Origin of the sequence: Pseudomonas vranovensis, assembly GCF_040438935.1 — a bacterium.
Lineage (GTDB): Bacteria > Pseudomonadota > Gammaproteobacteria > Pseudomonadales > Pseudomonadaceae > Aquipseudomonas > Aquipseudomonas vranovensis.
On sequence record NZ_CP159259.1, the window covers coordinates 3,955,618 to 3,980,244 of the forward strand.

Here is a 24,627-nt window from a genome sequence, read left to right on the forward strand (position 1 = left end):
CCTACGAGTAATTGCTATTTACTTTTTTATGTCGTTTCAAGTTGCCGGCGTCTTTCGAAGTTTTCCGGTTTAAATTCGCCCTACCTGCACTTCTAAAATCGCGGTGGCTACATTCAGTTCTGCTTTAATAAAACCAGGTGCAACGTTTTATTTTTGCAGAGGCCAGCATCATGGTAAATGTCATTTGCCTAGGCGGTGCCAGGGCCGGGAAATCACCCGGGTGACGTTTTTAAACTCGACCCGAAAAGCCCAAGAGGGGGCGGGTATTATGCTGCCGTCAGGGAGCAAACTCGCCTGGTTAGCAACTATCGCGTTGGCTATATATTGCTCATCTGTTGGTGCCGCTGAGTATAACGTCTCTGATGAAGCGCAGTTGCGGCAGGCTATCATTGACAACGCTAATATTGGTTAACAAGGAGCTGTAAAAGAATGATTGATCTCGACACCCTGCGCCAACGCCTGAACAGCGGCGAGCATCTCTTCGCCGACACCTTGGCATTCATCGCTGCGCACTACGACTACCAGCCACAGGCCTTCAACAACGGTGGTGTCGAAAACGCCGCCGGACAGAACGAAGGCTCCTGCAAGACCTTGGGCCTGGCCGTGCTTGAAGGCCTGAGCGATCAGGAAGCGTTACTGGCGTTCGGCGAGCACTACCGCTCGGTGCTGGCAACGCCTGAGGGCAGCGATCACGCCAACATCCGCGCGCTGATCCAGCACGGACTGGCCGGGGTGAAGTTCGACGCCCAGCCACTCAAGGCACGCTAAGCGTCACCACGCGGCCTGGCGTATCGTCGGCCAGTTGCCCCTGCTGCAGCCACTGCAGGGCAATTGGCCAAAGCCTGGCTTCAAAGCGTTTGTGGAAAAAAGCGAAGTGGCCGATCTGCGTTTCGTCGATGTCTGCAGGGGCGATGCGCAAATGGCTTCGTGTGCTGGACTCGAAATACCCCAGTAGCCGCTCGATGGCCGCCATGGTGCCGAACGGATCGTCGGTCAGGCTGATGGCCAGCGTTTGCGCCCTGACCCTGGCAAATGGCAACTGCCCATGCGCCCTGCCACTGGGACGGCGCTCATAGGCTGGCGTCATCGTGCTCCAGTCCTTCACCACCCCGGCCGGGGTGTCTTCCAGCCAACCCAGGCGCTTGCCGGGAAAATAGCCGAACACCCGTGTCAGCAACGGCATCACCACATGCCACTTGCCGAACAGCTGCCAGCGGCTGTCCTGGGCGTAATCACGCCAGTAGGCAAATTGCGCACCGACCGTGACCAACCTGCGCAAGCGATCGGCCGACGCCGCCAGCCCCGCCGCACACCCCCCAAAACTATGTCCGACCACATCGATCGGTTGCCCCGGAAACTCGCGGGCGGCGCGTTGCAGCATGGCTTCGAAATCCAGAGCCCCCCAATCGGTCCAACTGGCCTTGAAGTGCCGCATGGCAGCCGGGCGCGACTCGCCGATGCCGCGATAGTCATAAGTCATGACATCGAAACCATGGCTGAACAGGTATTGGGCAAAACGGGCGTAGTAGCTGCAGCGCACGGAGGTGGCCGCGTTGATGATCACCACCGGGCGATTGCGGTCCGGTACGGCGTGGCGCCAACTGAAACCACCGAGGGTGTAGCCATCGGCAGCACGTTCGCGAAAGGCGTGTGCGGTGTTGCGGGAGACAGGCAGGGGTGGAAAACTTTCGAGGCTGCTCATTTCACGAACCTCAAGCAAAACGCCGCCCCGGCTCAGGCAGGGGCGGCGATGAAGATGACCTTACAGGTCGATGCAGTCGAACTTCACGTCGGTGGCGACATCGGCGTCGTAGTCCACATCCGGGCGCTCGAAACCGAACAGTTTGAGGAACTCGCGCTTGTAATCCTTGTAGTCGGTCGCCGTGAACAGGTTTTCGGTGGTCACGGTTGGCCACAGGGCCTTGCAGGCGTCCTGCACGTCATCGCGCAGCTCCCAGTCGTCCAGACGCAGGCGGCCCTCTTCGTCCAGCGCCGCCGGCGCGCCATCGGCACGGTACAGACGGTCGCGGAACAAGCGGTCCAGTTGCTCGATGGTGCCTTCGTGAACACCCTTCTCCTTCATGATCTTGAAGACCATCGACAGGTACAGCGGCATCACCGGGATGGCCGAGCTGGCCTGGGTCACCACCGACTTGAGCACAGCGACGTTGGCGCCACCACCGACCTTGCTGTTCAGGCGCTTGGCGGTTTCGTCCAGGTCTTGCTTGGCCTTGCCCAGGGCGCCATGCCAGTAGATCGGCCAGGTGATTTCGGTACCGATGTAGCTGAAGGCCACGGTGCGCGCCTGGGGTGCCAACACGCCGGCAGTGTCCAGGGCGTCGATCCACAGCTGCCAGTCCTGGCCGCCCATCACGGTCACGGTATCGGCGATTTCCTGCTCGGTGGCAGGCTCGATGGATGCTTCGATGATGGTGTCTTTGTTGGTGTCGATAGCAGTCGACTTGTACGGCTGGCCGATTGGCTTCAAGGCCGAACGCACCAGCTCACCGGTTTGCGGCAGCTTGCGCACAGGCGATGCCAGCGAGTAGACCACCAGGTCGACCTGGCCGCCCATTTCGTTCTTGATCAGTTCGATCACTTTGGCACGAGCTTCATCGGAGAAGGCATCACCGTTGATCGACTTGCTGTACAGGCCTTCGGCCTTGGCGAATTTGTCGAAAGCGGCGGCATTGTACCAGCCGGCGGTGCCTGGCTTGGTCTCGGTGCCCGGCTTCTCGAAAAACACGCCCAGGGTATCGGCGCCAAAACCGAAGGCTGCGGTGATGCGGGCCGCCAGGCCGTAGCCGCTGGATGCACCGATGACCAGGACCTTCTTCGGACCATCCTTGCGCACGCCCTGCTTGCGGGTGGCTTCGATCTGATCACGTACATTTAGCTCGCAACCGGTCGGGTGCGTAGTGGTGCAGATAAAACCGCGAACTTTAGGATGGATGATGGCCAATGTCTGTACCTCGTCAGTGAATTTGCTGAGGGAGCCGAATCGCGGGGACTCGAGGTTCCGTTGCTGTGAGGGTGAGACTACACCCGCGGCGTTGCCGACACATCCGGCTCCCTGGAATCCCTCAGGGCGCTACTTTGTCACAGCGTGGAAAAGTTCAGCAACATCACTCAGACCCTGAATGCACCGATCAAGCGCTTGAGCTCCATCACCTGGGCCGACAACTGACGGCTGGCGTCCTCGGTCTGGTGCGCCCCCTGGGTGGTGTGTTCCGCCGCCCGGTTGATCTCGACGATGTTCTGGTCGATGTCCTGGGCCACTGCCGTCTGTTGTTCCACCGCAGCGGCAATCTGCTGGTTCTGGTCGACGATGCTGCCCACCGCTGCGAGTATGTTCTCCAGCGCCTGTTGCACCTGTTGCGACTGCCCGACCGTACCGGCCGCCACCTGATGGCTGGCGTCCATCGCCTTGACCGCCGCACCGACGCCGCCGTGCAGCCGCGAGATCATCTGCTCGATTTCCTCGGTCGACTGCTGGGTACGCTTGGCCAGGGTGCGAACCTCGTCGGCCACCACCGCAAATCCACGTCCCTGTTCTCCCGCCCGGGCTGCCTCGATGGCAGCATTGAGGGCCAGCAAGTTGGTCTGCTCGGCAATGCTCTTGATCACTTCCAGCACCCGGCTGATCGCCTGGCTGTCACCGGCCAACTGGTGGATGACCGCCACCGACTGGTCGATTTCCCCTGCCAGCCGGGCAATATTGCCCTGCTGAGACTCCACCAGGCCGCGCCCGCTGACCGTCTCCTGGTTGACGCTGTGGGCGCTGTTGACCGCCGCTGCAGCGCTGCGCGCCACTTCCTGGGCAGTGGCCGACATCTGGTTCATGGCCGTGGTCACTTGCTCGATCTGCCCGCGCTGACCGCTGACCGCCTGGTTACTGCGCGCCGACACCGCATGCACTTGTTCAGCCTGGCGCTCGACTTCAACCACGGTGTGGCCGACCTGCTCGATCAAGTCATGAATGCGCTGCACGGTGCCATTGAACACTTGCCCCAGCTCCCCCAGCTCGTCGCGACTGCTGAGCTGGAAATTAACCGTCATGTCGCCCGCGGCCACCTTGTCCATTACCGCACCGAGGGACTTGAGCGTATGGCGGGTCGAGGCATAAAAGCCGCCGTAGAGGTAGACGATCAACAAGAACACGCCGGCCAGCGCCGACACCAGCACGATCATGTGCAGGCGGTGCTCGGCCAGACGCTGCTGCAATAACTGGTCGAGGAATTCGCCAGTCGCCGTGTTCAACGCGTAGGTCTGTGCCATCAGGTCGCTGACTTGCTGGTAGAACGCCGGCCAAGGAGCATCCAGGGTATCGGCAACCACTACCTGTTCCTCGAACAACTCGCCGGCTTGCTTGAGCGATGCCTGGCTGCGCTGGGCCAGGGTGCTCAGCTTGGCATGGGCACCGGGCTCGGTGGCCAGGGCGTCCTGGAGTTTCAGGGCATAGTCGGCGCCCAGTTTATCCAGGCGCTGCAGCAAGTCTTCAAAACGGGTACTGACCGCCGAATTGAGAAAGCCCTGCCCCAGTGAGTACGCGCCCATGGCTCGACCTTCGCCCAACACCTGGGTCACTTCCGGGGTGACCGTGGTCATCAGCTCGCTGAGTTGGCGAATGGCAGAGTCGCTGTCCTGGTTCAGCCCGGCCTGGCTGGCAATCATCTTGCTCAGCACCTGGGCCTGGCCCAGCAACTTGTCCAGCATGGCGACCTTGCTTTGCAGCGACGACTCCGCCTGGGCAGCCTTCAACTGGGCAAGCATCTCGTCGCGCCTGGCGTGAAGATCCCGGGCCTGGTCCTCGTCGGCGATAACGGCCGAAAGCCCTGATAAGCGGCTCATCACCTGTTGTTCGAGACTGGCGATCTGCGTTTCGACATTTTCGGCCTTGCCCGACTGCCCGAGCACCGCATTAATCTGCACCAGGTTGCCCAGGGTTTCCAGGTTGCCGCGCAAGGCCAGGCTGCTGCCTAGCAACTCAAGGCTCTGCAGCTCGACCTGGGTGGCGTGGAACTGTCGGTAGGAGTCACGGACCAGGTAATAGTTGGTCACCAGCATGGGCAGGAAAAACAGAATACTGATCAGGCTGAACTTCATCCCGAAGCTCAGCCGATTCATCAGCGCGATGGCCGGATACAACAGGCTCTTCAAGGGTGTACCCTCCGATTCTTATTGTTTTTGCGCACACAATGGCACTAGGCCACCGATGGTCTTCGCCGGCACCTGTATAACGTATATCGGAAGGGGGTTTTGTAACTTAAGGTAAACCGTCAGCGGGGCGGACCAATGGCCGCCCCGCGCAATGCCTCAGCCCAGTACGGTCCACAGGGCAAAACAGGCATACCAGAGCACCGCCGAGCGCAGCAGCAGCTCCCACAGCGAGTCCAGCCCGACCAGGCCCTCGGGGCCTGCCGCCGCGCTGGCGGGCATCTCCCCCGCCACTTGGCCTACCGTAGCAATCAAGCGAGCGGCGGTGATGTTCCAGTTGAGCAGTTCATGCAGCATCACCCGACTCACGGCCAAAAAGTTGCCCACCAGGGCGAAGCTCACGCCCAGCACTCGCACCGGTGCCCAGTCGAAGGCATGGCGCAATTGCTGGGCACGTTCCTGCAGTGCCGGGTGACGGGCATGTTCGGCTGTCAGGGCCAGCAGGCGATAGGCCAGCGCAGCGGCGGGCCCCAGCAGCACATACCAGAAAATAACCGCAAAAAAGCTCTGGTAGGCCTGCCACAACAGATGCCCCTGGACCCGTTCGAGCAAGGATTGCGCGCTATCGCCGGTCACACCCAGGTCGCGTTCGGCCACATGCACTGCCGCCTGTTCGTCACCGCGCCGCCAGGCATCGCGAAACGGTCCCAGGGAAGCCTTCACATCGCCACGCCCCAGGCTGTAGATCAGCACCAGCAAATGCACCGGCAGCGCCAGCAACCCGTAGGCCACCGGTTCAAGTACGTGCGTGAGCAGGGCCAGCAACGCGACCGGCAGCAGCACCAGGATCGCCAATACCCACCAGGGGTGGCTTTTGCCGTTGCGCTCCAGGCGAGCCAGTTCGCTGCGAAAGAAACCATCACGCTGCAGTCGCTGGCGCAGGGCCGAGAACTTCTCGAACCAGAGCACCAGTAACAACACCAGAAAAGTCATGATCTGTCCTCGTTATCCTTGAGGGCCGCACGGTAGCGCGGCCAGTCGAATGCCTGGCCAGGGTCGGTCTTGCGTCCCGGGGCAATGTCGCTGTGGCCTTGAATCCGCTGGTCGTCAATAGCGGGCCAGGCCGCCCGGATCTGCCGGGTCAGCCGTTCAAGCGCCTGGTATTGGGCATCGGTAAAGGGCAACTCGTCGGTGCCTTCAAGCTCTATACCGATGGAGAAGTCGTTGCACCCCTCACGCCCATCGAAGCACGAGACCCCGGCATGCCAGGCACGGTCCAGGCAGGAGACAAACTGAGTGACCTTGCCGTCACGCTCGATCAAGAAGTGCGCCGACACTCGCAGGTCCTTGATGCCATCGAAGTAGGGATGCTCGTTGGGGTCCAGGCGGTTCTGGAAGAACGCCTGGACCTTGCCGGTGGCGAACTGCGCAGGCGGCAGGCTGATGTTGTGAATCACCAGCAGGGAAATGACTTCACCCTCGGGGCGGGCGTTGAAGTTCGGCGAGGGGCAATGGGTGACACCGGCGAACCAGCCTGTAGCGCGGTCCAGTTGCATAGAAAATCCTGAGGCACGAGAGCACTGCCCCAGTATGCCCCGAGGCGTTGCGGGATGCATCGTTAAAACACATTCGCACTAGCGCGCCTGGGCCAGGCGCAGTTTACCGAGCACCGAGTCCAGCGCGCGATCAAACAGCAGCGTGTCATCCAGCGAGCGCACATCGCCACGGTCCAGGGCAACCGCCAGCGCCATGCGCGAGTAGTCACGCACCTTCATGCCGGTACGATTGACGAAGATGAACCTGTCGGTGCTGGCGATCTGGGCGATCAGCTTGCAACGCTGCACGTCCCCCTCTTCGCTCAACTCGACCCAGTTGCCGATTCGCAATCGCTGCACTTGCAGCAAGGCCGGATCATCATCCGCCAGGTGTACCAGGCCATGCACGGGCCCGGGATGTTCCGGGCTGGCGAGAACAATTTCGTCGAGTACCAGTACCCGCTCGCAGGCTTGGGCATGGCTTGCGAACGGAGCGTCGAGCGCCTGAACGTGCAAGGCTTCAAGTTGGGCGAAGAATTCACGGGTAGCAAACGGATCGAAGGCAGCACTGGCCAGGCCATCGCGCAAGGCCTTGAGCAAGCCGGGCACAACCTCCAGCAGGCGCGGGCCCGCATCTGCCTCGTCATGCGGCTCGACGCTCCAGATCAAGGTGTCCATGGTCTCCAGCCCCCCCACCCACTGCGCCGAATTGTCGCCATGTTTCAGACAGGCCAGCAGCAACACCTGGCTCCAGGCTTCTTCAAGCAAACTCACCACCACCCGTGGCAGGGTCTTGCCAAGCAGGCGTCGGTTGAGTTCCTGCTGCACCCGCTGGCGAGCCAGCTGGGCGCGGGCACGACCCTCTTCGGCATCACGGGTGCGTTGTTCGAGCAGCTCGTTGCGTCGTCGCTCATCACTGTTGAAGGCGAGGAACTCGGCCAGCAGGTCGGAAAAAATCGCCGGGTCGTCGACAAAGTCACTGAGCAACCGCTGGACGATCTTCTCCACGCGCGGGTACAGGGCATCGCGCTGACAGTCGTCACCGGCGCCCCAGCCCATTGCCGCGTTTGCGATCTCGTTGAGCAGGCGTCGGGCCGGGTGACTGCTGCGGCTGAAAAAGCGCTTGTCGAGCACGGCGACCTTGAGCATGGGAATCTGCAGGCGACCGATCAGCATCCGCAGCGAATGCGGCAGGTTGTGATCAGCCTGGATGAATTCGAAGAGCATGGCGATCAGGTTGATCACATCCTCATCCACGCCTTCGACCTTGCGGTAGGTACCGCTCTTGACGCTGACCCGCGTCAGTAACTGCTCAAGCTGATGGTGCAGGTCGAAATCATCGACCTGCGAGGTTGGCGGCACATAGTGCTGCAGGTGCGAGAGCAAGCGCAGCAGGTCGCGGGTGCTGATCGGCTGCACCGTGCCACCCGCCTCCAGCCGCGGTGCGACTCGACCGCGCACCCGCGCCAGCAAGGATTGCAAGGCACTGAACACGGCTTGCTCGTTGGCATCCAGGGTGGCGCCCAGGCGTTCGTCACCGGCGTGGTTGGTCGGATCGCTGCGGTTGGGGGCGCTGCGATCCTGGATCCGACGGCGGGGCACCGACTTGAGTTCAGGCAGAATGCCGGTGGCCACCAATAACTGGTTGGCCTCGCCATACAACTGATCGGCATCTTGCAGTACATAGTGCTCGAACAACTTGAGGATGATCAGCTTGACCTTGATGCCAACCCCCAGGTTGCGCCCGGCCTGGAGAAAATACTCGCAGAGCATGGCCGGCCCCAGGGGATTGCTGCGGTCATCCAGCGCCAGCCCGGTCAGGGCGGAGAAACGCAAGGTCAACTGGTTGAGAGCAAAACCTTCGCGGGCCAGCACCCGCGCAACCATGGCGTCCAGGGCCACCGTTCGCTCCAGTTCATCGTTGGCCACCAGCGTCAGCTTGTCATAGCCGCCACAGGGTGTGGCCAACGGCATCGGGTCGGTCTGGCCGAGGCGCGCGAATGCCTGGTAGAAGCGGTCAAGGTAGCCGCGCTCGATATGCTTGCGCTTGAGGCGCAGGTCGCGCATGGCTTCGAACAGGTAGTTCTGCTCACTGTTGCTGGCAGCCTTGTCGGCCATCTCGAACAGGGTGTCATCGGCGTTGTCGAACAACGCCTGCAAGCCCTGGCGCAGTTGCAGGGCTGCCTTGTCACGCACTTGCAGGAGTACCACGGGCAGACGAGCAAGCGGCGCAGAATGCGCCTGTTCGATGGAAGCCGTGATTGGCACCACCTTGCCGTCTTTGTGCATCCCGGACTCCTTGCTGGGTAAAGTGTGAAATGAATCGATAAATCGTCAAAGCTATGGCGCCAAATACAAGTCGCATTATCTGGCAAAAACCGGACACTCGCCAGTTGGGCAGCGTCTTCGCTGGCACGAGTGGAGATAGACCGGGCAATCAGTAAAAAGCTCATTTGGACTGACCAGAGGTCAAGCGTGCCGTGCTTGCTGCAAGCGCGCCCCGCCCTGCCCTATAATCCCGGGCACTTAGCTTGTGGAGCCCGCCATGCCGAATTTACGTCTCGCCGACCTGACCGCCGAAATCGAAGCCAACGTGCGCCGTGCGTTGCTTGAAGACGTGGGCAGTGGCGATATCACCGCCCAACTGATCCCGGCTGAGCGCCTGGCCAAGGCCACCATTATTACGCGCGATGATTGCGTGATCGCTGGCACCGCTTGGGTCGATGCGGTGTTTCGCCAGCTCGATCCGCGGGTGGCAGTGCATTGGCAAGTCAAGGATGGTGAGCGGGCCAGGGCCAACCAGCCGCTGTTTCACCTCGAAGGCCCGGCTCGTTCGTTGTTGACCGGCGAGCGCAGCGCGCTGAACTTCCTGCAATTGCTCTCGGGCGTGGCGACTCACGCCCAGTTTTTTGCCGACAAGGTGGCCGATACCCAGGTCAAGCTGCTCGACACCCGCAAGACCCTGCCGGGCCTGCGCCTGGCGCAGAAGTACGCAGTGACGTGCGGCGGCTGCCACAACCACCGCATCGGTCTGTTCGATGCCTTCCTGATCAAGGAAAACCACATCGCGGCCAGCGGCGGTATCGCCCAGGCGATCAGCGCCGCACGGCGGATTGCCCCGGGCAAGCCGGTGGAAGTAGAAGTGGAAAGCCTGGAGGAATTGAAAGAAGCCCTGGAGGCCGGTGCCGATATCGTCATGCTCGACGAACTGAGCCTGGACGACATGCGCGAAGCGGTACGCCTGAATGCCGGCAAGGCCAAGCTTGAGGCCAGCGGCGGCGTGAATGAAAGCACCCTGCGGGTGATTGCCGAAACGGGTGTGGACTACATCTCGATTGGTGCCATGACCAAGGATGTGAAGGCAGTGGACCTGTCCATGCGCCTGAGCCTTTGAGGCGTCAGACACCGGAAACATCGCGGGGCAAGCCCGCTCCTACACAAAGGTGGGAGCGGGCTTGCCCCGCGATCATTTCAATTACAGCGAAGCGTTCTGCAGACCATCCAGGTAACGCTCGACATCCAGTGCTGCCATGCAGCCAGCACCCGCCGAGGTGATCGCCTGGCGGTACACGTGGTCAGCCACGTCGCCTGCGGCGAATACACCTTCAACGTTGGTAGCGGTGGCGTTGCCGTCACGGCCGCCGTTGACCACCAGGTAGCCGTCCTTGAGGGTCAGCTGGCCTTCGAACAGCGAGGTGTTCGGGGTGTGGCCAATGGCGATGAACACGCCGTCGACCTTGATTTCGTCGAAGCTGCCATCGTTGTTCTTCAGGCGCGCACCGGTCACACCCATGTTGTCACCCAGGACTTCGTCCAGGTTGGCGTTGAGCTTGAGTTCGATCTTGCCTTCGGCCACACGGGCGTTGAGCTTGTCGACCAGGATCTTCTCGGCGCGGAAGGTCTCGCGGCGGTGAACCAGAGTGACCTTGCTCGCGATGTTGGCCAGGTACAGGGCTTCTTCGACAGCGGTGTTGCCGCCACCAACAACAGCCACAGGCTTGTTGCGGTAGAAGAAGCCGTCGCAGGTCGCGCAGGCGGAAACGCCCTTGCCCATGAACGTTTCTTCCGACGGCAGCCCCAGGTAGCGCGCACTGGCACCGGTGGCGATGATCAGTGCGTCGCAGGTGTAGGAGCCACTGTCACCCTTGAGGGTGTACGGTTTGCTGGCCAGGTCCACAGCGTTGATGTGATCGAACACAATCTCAGTCTCGAAACGCTCGGCGTGCTCCTGCATACGCTGCATCAGCGCCGGGCCGGTCAGGCCATGGGGGTCGCCCGGCCAGTTGTCGACTTCGGTGGTGGTGGTCAGTTGACCGCCAGCCTGCATGCCGGTGATCAGCAGTGGCTTGAGGTTGGCACGGGCGGCGTAGACCGCGGCGCTGTAACCGGCAGGGCCGGAGCCGAGGATAATCACTCGCGAATGACGTACTTCAGACATGACGCTCTCCTGTCGAGGCGGGCGATGGCTTGCCCGCTTCTGGAATAAAAAAGAACCTGCGAAGCACTTGGGGAAGGCTTTGGGTCGCAGGTCCTGAAAAACGTTGAATCGCAGTAGCCTTACAGGCTGTTGGCGTTCTCGGCCAGGTAGTCGGCAACGCCCTTGGCGTCAGCCTTCATGCCTTTCTGGCCTGGACGCCAGCCGGCTGGGCAGACTTCGCCGTGCTGCTCGGTGAACTGCAGGGCTTCGACCAGACGGATCATCTCGTCGACTTCACGCCCCAGTGGCAGGTTGTTCACCACCTGGTGCTGAACCACGCCTTGCTGGTCGATCAGGAACGAGGCACGCAGGGCCACGCCCGCTTCGTGTTCAATACCGTAGGCGCGGGTGATTTCGTGGGTTACGTCGGCCACCATGGTGAACTCGACTTCGCCGATACCGCCCTTCTCTACCGGCGTGTTGCGCCAGGCGTAGTGGGTGAACTGCGAGTCGATGGACACACCAACCACCTCGACACCCAACTCACGGAATTTATCCATGCGATTATTGTGGGCAATGATTTCCGACGGGCAGACAAAGGTGAAGTCCAGCGGCCAGAAGAACAACACGACGTATTTGCCGCGCAGGGAAGAAAGCGTGAAGCTGTCGACGATCGAACCGTCGCCCAATACTGCCGCCGCATCGAAATCAGGGGCTTGCTTGTTGACCAGAATGCTCATGAAAACTCCTTGAAAGTTTGAATTCGAAGGCGTTGAAAAGTTGTGCGCACTTTAGCGAGGCCGCAGAGATTAAGGAAATATCCTTAGACAATCCACCTTATAGGCCGGCTCTATTCATCGCTAAAAGCTACAGCTGTTTGTCTATCAAGCCTACAAGGGCTGTCGCCGAGGATTTGTTACGGCCCGTGTCCCGCTTTGCGCTGCGCTTTCGTCGACCGCTCAAACTCGGTAAGGTCAGCGCGTTTTCCTTTACCCGGAGCCCTCTATGCAAGCCCCTGTCCTCTCTGGCCCACAGTACCTGCGCGAAGGACTGAAACTGGTCCTGAGCCCGAGCCTGCGCCTTTTTGTGTTGCTGCCCCTGGCGGTCAACCTGCTGCTGTTCGTCGGTCTGATCTACGTTGCCGGCCATCAATTCAGCCTCTGGGTCGATTCTCTGATGCCCAGCCTGCCGAACTGGCTGAGCTTTCTCAGCTACGTCCTGTGGCCCTTGTTCGTGGTGCTGGTGGCGTTGATGGTGTTCTTCACTTTCACCATGCTGGCCAACGTCATTGCCGCGCCATTCAATGGCTTTCTCGCGGAAAAAGTCGAAGTGGTGGTGCGTGGCACCGACGACTTCCCGGCGTTCAGCTGGGCCGAACTGATGGCCATGGTGCCGCGCACCCTGGGCCGTGAAATGCGCAAGCTGGGTTACTTCCTGCCCCGGGCAATCGGCCTGTTCATCCTCTCGTTGATCCCGGTGGTCAACATCATTGCCGCCCCGCTGTGGCTGCTGTTCGGTATCTGGATGATGGCCATCCAGTACATCGACTACCCGGCCGACAACCACAAGATGAGCTGGCAGGACATGCTTGCCTGGCTGCGCGAAAAGCGCTGGCAGAGCCTGGGCTTTGGCGGCATCACCTACCTGGCGCTGATGATCCCCTTCGTCAATATCCTGATGATGCCGGCGGCCGTGGCCGGGGCTACGCTGTTCTGGGTGCGCGAACGCACATAACCGCGAGAACCACGACCGCTGCGCGGTCGATCGCAGGCTATCGCCAGCGGCTACAGAGGCCTGACCTGCAACCCGTAGCCGCTCATCCAGGGGGCAGGGGCAAGCCTGCGCTTGCGCTAATCAGCTCGATGGCCTGGCGTGCGATCGGCGACAAGGTCCGCCCGGCATGGCAGACAATCGCACTGGCAATGTTGCAGCCACCCCCGGGAAACCCCGGCTGCAGCAAGGCCCCCACATCACGGAGCGCGCCGCTGCGCAGGTCATCTTCGAGCCAGGCGCGCCAGGTGAACAGCAACGAGTCACTGCCCAGGGTTGTGCTGCGCAGCAACTGCAAGTCATTACAGCCCAGTGCCAACGGCGCGCTCGTCCCTTCGGGCAAATCCAGCAAGTCACGCAACCGCGCGGGCGCCACCTCGTCAAACAACACTGAACTCCACGGATAGTCCAGCAGTTGCTCGCGGGTCACCGGTGCCTGCTGCTGTACCAGTGGGTGATCGCCGCGGCAGAAAATCGAGGTGGGTTTGGCCGGCAACAGTGTGATTGCAAAACGGGGGTCGGACAGACGTCCGGGGTCGCAGGTATAGGCAACAAAGAACTCGATCTGCTCCTGCTCCAACTGGTGGATCAGGTGATGCCAGTGATTGACTTCGACCTTCATCATGAGCTTCGGAATGCGCCTGCGCAGTGTCGTCAGGGTATCGGCCAGGTACAGATTGGCCGCCATCATGCCCGCACCGAACTTCAGCTCCCCACCGTCGGCCTTGGCAATGTGGTTAGCCTCGGCGACCAACCGTCCGGCACTGCCCAGCAACTCCCGGCCCCGGGCCAGCAACTGACGCCCGGCAGCGGTGAGCGTGACGGAACGGGTGTCGCGATCGAACAAACGCACCCCTAGATCAGCCTCCAGCGTCTGGATACTGCGGCTGAATGCGGTCTGCGAAAGGTTGGCGCGCTCCGCCGCCCGGGAGAAGTGCAGCTCTTCACTGAGCAGCACCAGATGGCGGATTCGCTTCACATCGATTGAGTCAGCCACTGCATTAATCCCCACCTACTTTTGCATTGGACGCACCAGGCATAGATACACAGACTTACCCGGCCTCGCAACAAATCCTACAAGTACAAGGAATTACGCCATGCCCTCGCGTCCCCAGCAGAGCCTGCTTGCCCTTGCCTGCGTCGCCGCCTTTTCGGCACACGCCACCGACCTGAACACGCGCATCGACACCCTGGTCAAACAGGACGAACCGCAGATGATCGAGCAGTTCAAGCAACTGCACCGCAATCCCGAACTGGCCTTCCAGGAGAAAGAAACCGCTGCCCAGGTCGCCAAGGCTCTCAAAGCCCAGGGTTTTGAGGTCAAGAGCGCCATCGGCACCACGGGCGTGGTCGGCATTTTGCGCAATGGCCCGGGACCGGTGGTAATGTACCGCGCCGACATGGATGCCCTGCCAATCAAGGAAGCGACCGGCCTGCCCTACCAGAGCAGCAAAGTCACCCCCTGGCTCGACAACCCCGCTCAGCCGGTGATGCACGCCTGCGGTCACGACGCCCACACCACCTGGTTGATGGAAGTGGCCAAGGTCATGGTCCAGCTCAAGGATCAGTGGTCCGGCACGCTGGTGCTGGTAGCGCAACCGGCCGAGGAGCTGCTCGAAGGCGCCTCCGCCATGGTCAACAACGGGCTTTATGACTTTGCGCCCAAACCCGATGTGCTGGTGGCGGCCCATGTGTCACCGGTGTACCCGGCCGACAGCGTCGGCCTTCGCGAAGGGCCGCGCCTGGCCGGTACCGACCAGATCGACGTGGTGCTGCCCGGTGTCGGTGGCCACGGCTCCACGCCTCACGTCACCAAGGACCCGGTGGTGATGGGCGCCATGGCGGTCATGGGCTACCAGACCATCATCAGCCGCATGCTCGACCAGTCAAAGCCTGCCGTGCTCACGGTCGGTGCCTTCCAGGCCGGGGTAAACAACAACATCATCCCGGTCAGCGCCACGCTCAAGCTCAATTTGCGCTGGTACGACGAAAAGGTGCGTGAACGAATGATCGCCGGGATCAAGGCGGTCACCCGTGGTGTGTTGGTCATGAATGACATGCCGCCCGACTACCAGGCTCAGTACACCATGAAGGGTTATGCCACCCCGGTGTTCAACGGCAAGGAGCAGACCGAAGTGGCCCAGGCCGCTCTGGTGCAGCAACTGGGTGCCGACAAGGTGTTGCCGGGCGTGCCGCCGCTGATGGGCTCGGAGGACTTCCACATGCTCGCCAGCCCTTACCCCGACACCAAAGTGCTGTTCCTTGAAGTGGGCTCGGGCAAACCCGACGTCTACAAGAACATGGTCGAGAAAAAGCAACTGCCGGCAGCGATGAACCACACCCCAGGCTTTGTCGTCGAACTGCCGGCCATTGCGACAGGCGCACGCGCGGTCACCGCGACGCTCACGGCGTTCTTCAATCAACCACGCTGAGGCACCCGCGGTGGTCGGCGTTCATCAGCCCGACAGCTGGCTGGAGAACTGCCCCACCGCATTGACCACTTTCTTGGCCCCGTCCTGAATCTCGACAATCACCGTGCCGGTCTGCCCGGCCAGGCTAAGGCCCTGTTCGGCCTGGCGCTTGCTGCTGTCGATGATATCCACTGCCGCCTTGGCCAACTGCTCGTTCTGCTGAACCACCCGGGCAATCTCCTCGGTGGCGGTACTGGTGCGTGATGCCAGTTGCCGCACTTCGTCGGCAACCACGGCAAAGCCGCGGCCCTGCTCACCGGCGCGAGCCGCCTCGATCGCCGCGTTGAGCGCCAGCAGATTGGTCTGCCCGGCAATGTCGCTGATAGTCTTGATGATCGAGCCAATGACCTGGGACTGCTTGTCCAGCGCTTCGATACCGTTGGCGGCCTCTTGCATGCAGGCTTCAAGACCCCGCATCACCTCGACGGTCTGGGTCACTACGTCGGTGGCCTTGCGAGCGCTGGCGTCGGTCTCGACCGAGGTGCTGTAGGCGATATCCGCTGCCTCGGCCACGGCGATTTCCTGGTTGACCTGCTCTGTGATGACGGTAGCGAACTTGACCACTTTGTAGAGCACGTCGTGGGCATCGATGATCGGGTTATACGACGCCTCCAGCCAGACCACCCGCCCGTGGGCGTCCATCCGCTTGAAGCGCTCGGCAATGAACTCCCCCCGGCGCAACTGGTCCCAGAACGCCTGATACGCCTTGGAGTTGTACTCATTCGGCTCGCAGAACATACGGTGGTGCTTGCCTACCACCTGCTCCAGGCGGTAGCCCATGGTCTGCAGGAAGCGGTCGTTGGCGGTCAGCACTTCACCTTGCAGGTTGAACTCGATGACCGCAGTAGAGCGCATAAGCGCCTTGATCAGGCTTTCGTGCTCGCGGGAGGTCTCGATGGTGCGGGTCAGGTCACTGGAGTGCAGCGTGAAATATTTGAGCCGCCCATCGCTGCTTTTCACCGGCTGCAGGATCGAACGCAACCAGGCCTCTTCACCGTTGCCGCGCAACAGGCGGAAGGCGCCGTTCAGGTGTTCGCCACGGGTAATGGCATTGCGCATGCGCTGGTAGAAATCCAGCTGCTTGACGTGCGCCGGTATGATCTCTTCGATGTTTCGACCGAGCAACTGATGGCTGCTGTACAGCATTTCTTTCTCGAAATTGCCGTTGACCGACTCGATCCGTCCCTGAGGGTCGAGTTGCAGGACCAGCATCTCGCTGTCGAGGCTGCTTTTGACCTGCTCGATGGACAGCAGGTCTTCACGCAGCTGCAGGTTTTCTTTTTTCAGTTTGCTGTTGAACATCAACGCTCTCCTGGAGCGAAATCGGTCATCCGGATGAGTCTGCATCGGCTGATTGCGCAACAATCTTGAGTGCCCGCGTGGGAAATATTTTGCAGGCCAAAGCGCCGGAAATCGGGCGTCACGTATCCGTCACAAATGTTTCATGGCGACGCAATCGAGGCCGCGCAAACTGGTATTCATGAGCACACCGCCCCTGCATGTCACCCTGATCAGCGAAACCTTCCCACCGGAGATCAACGGCGTGGCCAATACCCTTGGTCGGCTGAGCGAAGGCTTGCGCCAGCGTGGCCATCAGGTCGAGCTGGTGCGCCCGCGCCAGGGCGGTGATCCCGCCGGGCCTGGCGATGACTTGCAGCTACTGTGCCGCGGCTGGCCGTTGCCCGGCTACCCAGGGCTGCAATGGGGCCAGGTGTCGATGCACAAGCTGATCCGCCGCTGGCGCCGGCACCGTCCCGATGTGCTGTATATCGCCACCGAAGGCCCGCTGGGCTTGAGCGCCTTGCGTGCGGCGCGGCGCCTGGGCATTGCCGTGGTCAGTGGCTTTCACACCAACTTCCACCAGTATTCCAGCGAATACGGCCTGGGCCTGCTGGCCCGGCTGCTGACGCACTACCTGCGCTGGTTCCACCACCGCACCCACACCACCCTGGTGCCCAGCCTGAGCCAGCGCCTGGAGCTGGAACGCCGCGGGTTTGACAACCTGACCCTGATGGCCCGAGGTGTCGACAGCCAGCTGTTCAACCCGGGCAGGCGCCGTGAGGCGTTGCGAACACAGTGGGGACTGGGCAGCGATGACATCGCCCTGATCCATGTCGGACGCCTGGCCCCGGAGAAGAACCTCGGTGTGCTGCAGCTATGCCTGGACGCTGCACGGCGCAACTATCCACAGCAGCACATCAAGTTGATCGTGGTGGGTGACGGCCCGCAGCGCAGCACCCTGGAGCAACAACTGCCCGACGCCGTGTTCTGCGGTGCCCAACGCGGCGACGCGCTGGCCGAACACTACGCCTCGGGGGATATCTTCCTGTTCCCCAGCCTCACCGAAACCTTCGGCAATGTGGTGCTCGAAGCCCTGGCCTCGGGCCTTGGCGTGGTGGCCTACGACCAAGCTGCCGCAGCCCAGCATATCCGCCATGGCCATAGCGGCGCGCTGGCCATGCCGGGTGATACCGACGCTTTTATCGATGCCTGCAACTGGCTGCTGGAAGACCCGGAAACCTTGCGCCGGGTACGCCTCAATGCCCGCCAACACGCCAGTCGTCAGTGCTGGCCAGCGATTGTCGAGCAGTTTGAAAGCCTCTTGAGCGCCGCCTGCCGCCAGGGCCAAGGCGCAATCACGCCCCAGCCTGCAGCAACACTGGCGATCAAACCAGGGTCGTCAGCGCCTCGCGGCTGAACGGCAGAATATCCTGCTCGCGGCCATCGCGGACCTTGGCGGCCCAGTCCGGGTCCACCAGCAGTGCGCGGCCCACCGCCACCAGATCGAACTCGTCGTTGTCCAGCCGGGTCAGCAGGTTTTCCAGGCTGGCCGGTTGCGCCACCTTGTCGGTGGCGACCATGAATTGCAGGAACTCGCCATCCAGGCCCACGCTACCGACAGTAATGGTCGGTTTACCGGTGAGCTGGCGGGTCCAGCCCGCCAGGTTCAGGTCCGAGCCGGGGAACTCCGGTTCCCAGAAGCGACGGGTGGAGCAGTGGAAGATATCCACGCCGGCCTCACTCAGCGGCTGCAGGAACGCCCCCAGCGCCTCGGCGCTTTCGACCAGGCGTGCGGTGTAGTCCTGCTGCTTCCACTGCGAGAAGCGGAAGATGATCGGGAAATCCGGGCCCACGGCGGCGCGCACGGCCTGGATCAACTCGATGGCAAACCGCGAACGCGCGGCCAGGTCGCCACCGTATTCATCAGTGCGCTGGTTGCTCGCCGCCCAGAAGAACTGGTCGATCAGGTAGCCATAGGCGCCGTGGATCTCGACACCGTCCATGCCAATGGCCTGGGCGTCGCGGGCGGCCTGGGCGAAGGCTTCGATGACCTCGCGGATGTCGTCCTGGCTCATGCCATGGACCAGCACCTGGCCGTCTTTTACCTTCTCGCTTGGGCCATGCCCCGGCACGCTGGCGTCCGGCTCCACGCCCAGGCGGCGCACACTGCCCACGTGCCAGAGCTGCGGAACGATCCGGCCGCCCTCGGCGTGTACTGCCTCCACGACCTTTTTCCAGCCAGCCAGGGCATCTTCACCGTAGAAGCGCGGCACGTTCGGGTAGCCGTTGGCGGCCTTGTGGCCGACGGTGGTGCCCTCGGTGATGATCAGGCCAACGCCTGCAGCAGCACGGCGACGGTAGTACTCGACCACTTGGGCGTGGGGTACGCCGCCCGGGCAGAAGGTACGTGTCATCGGTGCCATGACCACACGGCTTGCCAGCTCGAGGGCGCCCAATTGGACGGGAGTAAACAGTGCGGTGGCGGACATGCGGCGCTCCAATGGGGTGGGAATGCGCCTGAGGATAGGGGGAGAAGTTGGGCTGGCCCAGCACTATTGATGGGAGTGATTTGACGGCAATCGCGGGGCAAGGCGAAACGTCGCACCGCCGCTCCTACAGGTGCTGTGGGAGCGGCCTTGCCCCGCGACAGGGCCAATCAGGCCAGGGCTTTTTCGATGGCCTGCACGACAGTTGCATCATCGGGCGCGGTACGTGGCGAGAAACGCGCCAATACACGGCCATCCTTGCCCACCAGGAATTTTTCGAAATTCCAGGTGATGTCGCCGGGGAACTCCGCCCCTTCGCCTGCCAACAAGCGGTACAGCGAATGCCGCTGCGCCCCGTTGACTTCGAGCTTGCTGCCCAGGGGGAAACTCACCCCGTAGTTCAGGCTGCAAAACTCGGCGATCTCGCTCTCGCTGCCCGGTTCCTGGCCGGCAAACTGGTTGCACGGCAGGCCCAGGACGCTGAAGCCTTGTCCTTTGTATTGCTGATAAAGGTTTTCCAGTGCTGCGTACTGCGGGGTCAGGCCACACTTGGAGGCGACATTGACCACCAGCACCACCTGGCCCTTGAATGGCGCAAGAGGCAACTCCTGGCCATTGAGCGCCTGCAACTTCAGGTCGTGAAATGCACTCATGAGGTACTCCCCTTTCCAGGTCCCGGTTGCCGCTGCGGGCTGCAATCAGTAACACCAGCCCATTAAAAAAGCGCCCTGCCAAGCCGTCTTCCCCTGCTGGAGTGCGACGGACTTGCCCGGGCGCCTTCGCGACTCTCTGAGCTTAGCGCAGAAAATCAGTGGTGATGGCCACCTTCGCCATGGACGTGGCCATGGGCTACTTCTTCTTCGCTGGCGTCACGGATGTTGACGACCTTGACCTTGAAGTTCAGGCGCTGGCCAGCCAGTGGGTGGTTGCCATCGACGGTCACGTCGTCGCCGTCCAGGTCACGGATGGTCACGATCTGCATCTGGCCATCGGGAGCGGAAGCGTGGAACTGCATGCCCACTTCAAGTTGGTCGACGCCTTCGAACATGCTGCGGTTCAGGGTGCTGACCAGCTCGGCCAGGTATTCGCCGTAGGCGTCTTCCGGCTCGATGGCAACTTCCAGCTCGTCACCGGCGGTTTTGCCTTCCAGGGCTTTTTCCAGGCCTGGAATGATGTTGCCTGCGCCATGCAGGTAGACCAGCGGAGCGCCGCCGGCGGAGCTGTCGATGACCTCACCAGCGTCGTTGGTCAGGGTATAGTCGATGGAGACAGCCTTGTTGGCGGCGATCAGCATGGGGCGAGACCTTTTGCATAAGAATGTAGAGCGCACAAGTGTAACCAACGCATCGCCTGAAAGCGAACGCAACCCGGACAAACGGGCCCGCTCCCCCCGGCAACGCAGCCAGGATCGTAGCCGCTGCCGCCAGGCTGCAATCGACTGCAACGCAGTCGCCAGTGAACGTCTACGACCGCTTCGCGGTCGATCGCAGCCTGGCGGCAGCGGCTACAGAAGCGATACCCTTGGCAATTGAATCTTTTGCACAGCTCACTTCGAGAAGCTCGCATGCAGACATTTTTCATCGCGCCGACTGACTTTGGTGTCGGCCTGACCTCCATCAGCCTGGGCCTGGTTCGCACCCTGGAACGCGCCGGGCTGAAAGTCGGTTTTTTCAAGCCCATCGCCCAACCGCACCCCGGCGACACCGGCCCTGAACGCTCCACGGAACTGGTGGCCCGCACCCACGGCCTCAAGCCGCCGCAGCCGCTGAGCCTGGCCCATGTCGAGCGCATGCTCGGCGATGGCCAGCTCGATGAGCTGCTCGAAGAAATCATCACCCTGTACCAGCAAGCCTGCGTGGGCAAGGACGTGGTCGTGGTCGAAGGCATGGTCCCGACCCGTCACGCCAGTTACGCCGCACGCGTCAACCTGCACCTGGCCAAGAGCCTGGATGCCGAGGTGATCCTGGTCTCGGCGCCGGAAAACGAAGTGCTCACCGAGTTGTCTGGCCGGGTGGAGCTGCAGGCACAATTGTTTGGCGGGCCGAAAGATCCGAAAGTGCTCGGCGTGATCCTCAACAAGGTCCGCACCGACGAGAGCATGGACGCCTTCGCCGAACGCCTGAAGGAGCACTCGCCCCTGCTGCGCGGCGGGGAGTTCCGCCTGCTCGGCTGCATTCCCTACCAGGCCGACCTCAACGCCCCGCGCACCCGCGATGTGGCCGAGCTGCTGGGCGCCCAGGTGCTCAACGCCGGTGACTACGAGCAGCGGCGGATGAACAAGATCATCATCTGCGCGCGCACCGTGGCCAACACCGTGCCACTGCTCAAGCCCGGTACCCTGGTGGTAACCCCGGGCGACCGCGACGACATCATCCTTGCGGTAAGCCTGGCCGCCATCAATGGCGTGCCGCTGGCCGGCCTGCTGCTGACCAGCGACAGCAAGCCCGACCCACGCATCCTCGAACTGTGCCAGGGCGCGCTGCTGGCCGGCCTGCCGATTCTGTCGGTGAGCACCGGCTCCTACGACACCGCCAACCAGTTGAATCAGTTGAACAAGGAAATCCCGGTCGATGACCGCGAACGTGCGGAAATCATCACCGACTTCGTTGCCAGCTACCTGGATGCCGACTGGCTGCACCAGCGCTGCGGTACCCCGCGCGAATTGCGCCTGTCCCCCGCTGTGTTCCGCTACCAACTGATCCAGCGTGCCCAGCAGGCCAATAAACGCATCGTCCTGCCCGAAGGCGCCGAACCCATGACCGTGCAGGCCGCCGCCATCTGCCAGGCCCGAGGCATCGCCCGCTGCGTGCTGCTGGCCAAGCCCGACGATGTCCAGGCGGTGGCCCGGGCCCAGGGCATCAGCCTGCCCGAAGGCCTGGAAATCCTCGACCCCGACCTGATCCGGGGTCGCTACGTAGAACCGATGGTCAGCCTGCGCAAGAGCAAGAGCCTCAACGCCCCCATGGCCGAACAGCAACTGGAAGACCCAGTGGTGATCGGCACCATGATGCTGGCCCTGGATGAGGTAGACGGCCTGGTATCCGGGCTCGTCCACTCCACCGCCAATACCATCCGCCCGGCCTTGCAACTGATCAAGACCGCACCGGGCTGCAGCCTGGTGTCGTCGGTGTTCTTCATGCTGTTCCCCGAGCAGGTGCTGGTGTACGGCGACTGCGTCATGAACCCGCACCCCAGCGCCAGCGAGCTGGCGGAAATCGCCCTGCAGAGCGCCGACTCCGCCGAGGCTTTCGGCATCGCTCCACGGGTAGCAATGATCAGCTATTCCAGTGGCGATTCGGCCAGTGGCGAAGAAGTGGAAAAGGTCCGCGAAGCCACCCAACTGGCCCAGGAAACCCAACGCAGCCTGCAGATCGACGGCCCGTTGCAGTACGACACCGCGGCCAATCTCGAAATCGCCCGGCAACTGGCACCCAATAGCCAGGTAGCCGGTCGCGCGACGGTCTTCGTGTTCCCCGACCTCAACACCGGCAACACCACCCACAAGGCCGTGCAACGCAGTGCCGACTGCGTCAGCCTGGGGCCGATGCTGCAAGGCCTGCGCAAACCGGTCAACGACCTCCCGCGCGGCGCCCAGGTCGACGATATCGTCTACACCATTGCCCTGACCGCGATTCAGGCCAACCGCTCACTGGATAGCTGAACATGCTCGGACTTCTACCCGCGCCACTGCGCGGGGTGATCGCCTCGCTGCTGCTGGGGCTCAACACCATTGTCTGCTGTACCCCGTTGTTCATCGTCAGCCTGTTCAAACTGTGCCTGCCGTTCACGGCGGCGCAGCGGGTGACCGACGAACTGATGCGGCATATCCACGAGGCCTGGATCAGCAACAACAACGCCTGGATCAACCTGTTGGGCAAGGCGCGCTGGCAGGTCGAAGGCTTGGCCGGGCTGGACTACCAGCACAGCTACCTGATCACCAGCAATCACCAGAGCTGGGTCGACATCCTGGTGCTGCAGTACGTGCTCAACCGCCGCATCCGCCCGCTGAAGTTCTTCCTCAAGCAAGTGCTGATCTGGGTGCCGGTGATTGGCCTGGCCTGGTGGGCCCTCGGTTTTCCGTTCATGAAACGCTACTCCAAGGCCTACCTGGCCAAGCACCCTGAGAAGGCCGGCAAAGACCTGGAAACCACCCGACGCACCTGCGCCAAGTTTCGCGGTAAACCCACAGCCATCTTCAACTTTGCCGAAGGCACCCGCTTCACCCCGGCCAAGCACCGCCAGCAGCAGTCGCCCTATAGGCACTTGCTCAAACCCAAGGCCGGCGGCATCGCCTTTGTGCTCGATGCCATGGGCGAACAGTTGCAGTCGATCGTCAACGTCACCATCCACTACCCGTCTGGCGCGCCAGGGTTCTGGGACCTGTTGTGCGGTCGGGTGAAGCACATCGTGGTGCAGTTCGAGGAAGTGATGATTCCGCCCGAGTTCCTTGGCAAGAACTACGACCAGGATGAAGCCTATCGCCTGGCCTTCCAGCAGTGGATCAACCAGTTGTGGGAAGACAAGGACGCCCTGCTCGACCGCCTGAAACGCAACTGAAGCCTATCGCCCTATGCCCAGGCGGGAAGTTTTCTTGCCCCTGGGCTTGAGGCAGATCAACAGAAAATCGCCCCGCCGCCCCCGAACTCGCTCCGAGCATCTATGCTCTCCCCCACGCTATTTCGCACCTTCAGTTTCTCAATAGCCAACACACGGAATGTAAGCCTATGAAACCGCTGCGCACCTTCACCCACGCTATCGCTCTTGCTTCACTCCTGTCTGCAGCCAGTTTCACGGTGCAGGCAGAAGACATTTTGATCAACGGGATTGCCAGTGAAAATATCGTGGATACCAAGGTACTGGCTGTCGATGTCGACAAGCGTCTCGTCACCGTCGCCGGCCCGGATGATTCCCAGGTACCGATCCAGTTGAGCGAGAACGCCAAGGACTTGCATAACCTCAAGGTTGGGGACCAGGTGAACATCAAGGTCAATCGCTCCGTGGCGACGGTCCTGGACACCACGGTGGGCGGTGAGCCTGGCGTGAGCAAGGAGGCCGGAGTGATTCGTGCCACCAAAGAAAACCCCAACCCCGGTGGCGAAGCGTTCCGTCAGGTGAAAGTCACCTCGAAAATTACCAAGATCGACCTCAAGACCCACGAAGTGACCCTGTTGCCGCCTGACGGCCCGCAGAAGGTGGTGAAGGTTGAAGATCCGCAGCTGCAAGAGCGGATGAAAAACCTGAAGGTCGGGCAGACGGTGGACATGGTCTTCACCGACTTGCTGAAGATCACTACCAAGCACTAGAAACCACCACGCATGAGTCGGAGCGGGCTTGCCCCGCGAAAGGCCCTTACATCCAGCACAACTGGAGATGCCTGGAATACGGCCGCTACGCAGCCGATCGCAACCTCGTTCCTCGGCAGCGGCTACAGAGTGCCGGTGTAGCCGCTGGCGACAGCCTGCGATTGACCGCACAGCGGTCGTGGCTCAAGACAGTTGCTCCCACTCCAC

Annotated in this window: 21 protein-coding genes and 1 pseudogene; 9 read left to right on the plus strand and 13 right to left on the minus strand. The window is 61.9% G+C overall.

Features of this window, described 5'->3' with window-relative positions:
• The first annotated feature begins 429 nt into the window (after positions 1–429).
• Entirely contained in the window at positions 430–768 is a 339-nt protein-coding gene (locus ABVN19_RS18485) for a HopJ type III effector protein (RefSeq protein ID WP_028942700.1), read from the plus strand.
• Here ABVN19_RS18485 and ABVN19_RS18490 read toward each other — a convergent pair.
• From ABVN19_RS18490 to ABVN19_RS18515, 6 genes are all read right to left on the minus strand, one after another.
• On the minus strand, positions 755–1,702 hold the full coding sequence (locus ABVN19_RS18490) for an alpha/beta fold hydrolase (RefSeq protein ID WP_028942699.1): 948 nt from the start codon (positions 1,700–1,702) through the stop codon (positions 755–757). The two genes, ABVN19_RS18485 and ABVN19_RS18490, sit on opposite strands and share 14 nt — an antisense overlap.
• A gap of 60 nt (positions 1,703–1,762) precedes the next feature.
• Positions 1,763–2,962, minus strand: coding sequence for an enoyl-ACP reductase FabV (gene fabV / locus ABVN19_RS18495; RefSeq protein ID WP_028942698.1), 1,200 nt, complete (start codon positions 2,960–2,962; stop codon positions 1,763–1,765).
• A gap of 167 nt (positions 2,963–3,129) precedes the next feature.
• Positions 3,130–5,160: a methyl-accepting chemotaxis protein gene (locus ABVN19_RS18500; RefSeq protein ID WP_105641623.1), complete on the minus strand. Its 2,031-nt coding sequence runs from the start codon at positions 5,158–5,160 to the stop codon at positions 3,130–3,132.
• Positions 5,161–5,316: 156 nt separating this feature from the next.
• Positions 5,317–6,150, minus strand: a complete 834-nt coding sequence (gene ampE, locus ABVN19_RS18505; protein WP_105641624.1) for a regulatory signaling modulator protein AmpE — start codon at positions 6,148–6,150, stop codon at positions 5,317–5,319.
• Positions 6,147–6,713, minus strand: a complete 567-nt coding sequence (gene ampD, locus ABVN19_RS18510) for a 1,6-anhydro-N-acetylmuramyl-L-alanine amidase AmpD (protein WP_028942695.1) — start codon at positions 6,711–6,713, stop codon at positions 6,147–6,149. The genes ampE and ampD overlap by 4 nt, the downstream gene beginning before the upstream one ends.
• Positions 6,714–6,791: 78 nt before the next feature.
• Positions 6,792–8,981: a DUF1631 domain-containing protein gene (locus tag ABVN19_RS18515; RefSeq protein WP_028942694.1), complete on the minus strand. Its 2,190-nt coding sequence runs from the start codon at positions 8,979–8,981 to the stop codon at positions 6,792–6,794.
• 256 nt (positions 8,982–9,237) lie between these two features.
• Here ABVN19_RS18515 and nadC point away from each other — a divergent pair, with 256 nt between their 5' ends.
• Complete coding sequence (gene nadC, locus ABVN19_RS18520; RefSeq protein WP_028942693.1) at positions 9,238–10,086, plus strand: carboxylating nicotinate-nucleotide diphosphorylase; 849 nt, start codon at positions 9,238–9,240, stop codon at positions 10,084–10,086.
• A gap of 81 nt (positions 10,087–10,167) precedes the next feature.
• On the opposite strand, the gene trxB is transcribed toward nadC, so the two are convergent.
• Together trxB and ABVN19_RS18530 are read right to left on the minus strand one after the other, a co-directional pair.
• Complete coding sequence (gene trxB / locus ABVN19_RS18525) at positions 10,168–11,130, minus strand: thioredoxin-disulfide reductase (protein ID WP_028942692.1); 963 nt, start codon at positions 11,128–11,130, stop codon at positions 10,168–10,170.
• A 119-nt stretch (positions 11,131–11,249) separates the two neighbouring features.
• Entirely contained in the window at positions 11,250–11,849 is a 600-nt protein-coding gene (locus ABVN19_RS18530; protein ID WP_028942691.1) for a peroxiredoxin, read from the minus strand.
• Between the two features lie 265 nt (positions 11,850–12,114).
• Between ABVN19_RS18530 and cysZ the strand changes: the two genes are divergently transcribed.
• Entirely contained in the window at positions 12,115–12,843 is a 729-nt protein-coding gene (gene cysZ, locus ABVN19_RS18535) for a sulfate transporter CysZ (protein ID WP_105641625.1), read from the plus strand.
• Positions 12,844–12,925: 82 nt separating this feature from the next.
• Here cysZ and ABVN19_RS18540 read toward each other — a convergent pair whose 3' ends face one another.
• Complete coding sequence (locus ABVN19_RS18540; RefSeq protein WP_028944163.1) at positions 12,926–13,876, minus strand: LysR family transcriptional regulator; 951 nt, start codon at positions 13,874–13,876, stop codon at positions 12,926–12,928.
• Between the two features lie 100 nt (positions 13,877–13,976).
• On the opposite strand from ABVN19_RS18540, the gene ABVN19_RS18545 reads away from it, so the two are divergent.
• Complete coding sequence (locus ABVN19_RS18545; protein ID WP_036989870.1) at positions 13,977–15,311, plus strand: amidohydrolase; 1,335 nt, start codon at positions 13,977–13,979, stop codon at positions 15,309–15,311.
• 24 nt (positions 15,312–15,335) lie between these two features.
• On the opposite strand, the gene ABVN19_RS18550 is transcribed toward ABVN19_RS18545, so the two are convergent.
• Positions 15,336–16,652: a PAS domain-containing methyl-accepting chemotaxis protein gene (locus ABVN19_RS18550; protein WP_028944162.1), complete on the minus strand. Its 1,317-nt coding sequence runs from the start codon at positions 16,650–16,652 to the stop codon at positions 15,336–15,338.
• Positions 16,653–16,830: 178 nt separating this feature from the next.
• On the opposite strand from ABVN19_RS18550, the gene ABVN19_RS18555 reads away from it, so the two are divergent.
• On the plus strand, positions 16,831–18,048 hold the full coding sequence (locus tag ABVN19_RS18555; protein ID WP_105641679.1) for a glycosyltransferase family 1 protein: 1,218 nt from the start codon (positions 16,831–16,833) through the stop codon (positions 18,046–18,048).
• On the opposite strand, the gene ABVN19_RS18560 is transcribed toward ABVN19_RS18555, so the two are convergent.
• From ABVN19_RS18560 to ABVN19_RS18570, 3 genes are all read right to left on the minus strand, one after another.
• Positions 18,017–19,120, minus strand: a complete 1,104-nt coding sequence (locus ABVN19_RS18560; RefSeq protein ID WP_105641626.1) for an NADH:flavin oxidoreductase — start codon at positions 19,118–19,120, stop codon at positions 18,017–18,019. The two genes, ABVN19_RS18555 and ABVN19_RS18560, sit on opposite strands and share 32 nt — an antisense overlap.
• A 167-nt stretch (positions 19,121–19,287) precedes the next feature.
• Positions 19,288–19,770 (minus strand): glutathione peroxidase, encoded by a 483-nt coding sequence (locus tag ABVN19_RS18565; RefSeq protein WP_028944159.1) that lies wholly within the window; start codon positions 19,768–19,770, stop codon positions 19,288–19,290.
• Positions 19,771–19,925: 155 nt separating this feature from the next.
• On the minus strand, positions 19,926–20,411 hold the full coding sequence (locus ABVN19_RS18570; RefSeq protein ID WP_028944158.1) for a peptidylprolyl isomerase: 486 nt from the start codon (positions 20,409–20,411) through the stop codon (positions 19,926–19,928).
• Here ABVN19_RS18570 and ABVN19_RS18575 point away from each other — a divergent pair.
• The 4 genes and pseudogenes from ABVN19_RS18575 to ABVN19_RS18590 form a co-directional block, all read left to right on the plus strand.
• Positions 20,380–20,496: pseudogene (locus ABVN19_RS18575) on the plus strand (DUF3565 domain-containing protein); the annotation flags it as partial. The gene ABVN19_RS18570 and the pseudogene ABVN19_RS18575 sit on opposite strands and share 32 nt — an antisense overlap.
• A 185-nt stretch (positions 20,497–20,681) precedes the next feature.
• Positions 20,682–22,778, plus strand: coding sequence for a phosphate acetyltransferase (gene pta / locus ABVN19_RS18580; protein ID WP_105641627.1), 2,097 nt, complete (start codon positions 20,682–20,684; stop codon positions 22,776–22,778).
• Positions 22,779–22,780: 2 nt separating this feature from the next.
• Positions 22,781–23,674 carry an acyltransferase gene (locus ABVN19_RS18585; RefSeq protein ID WP_028944156.1) on the plus strand — a complete coding sequence of 298 codons (894 nt, stop codon included), beginning with the start codon at positions 22,781–22,783 and terminating at the stop codon, positions 23,672–23,674.
• 167 nt (positions 23,675–23,841) lie between these two features.
• A complete protein-coding gene (locus ABVN19_RS18590; RefSeq protein ID WP_028944155.1) occupies positions 23,842–24,420 on the plus strand; it encodes a hypothetical protein in 579 nt (192 codons plus the stop codon).
• Positions 24,421–24,627 lie beyond the last annotated feature (207 nt).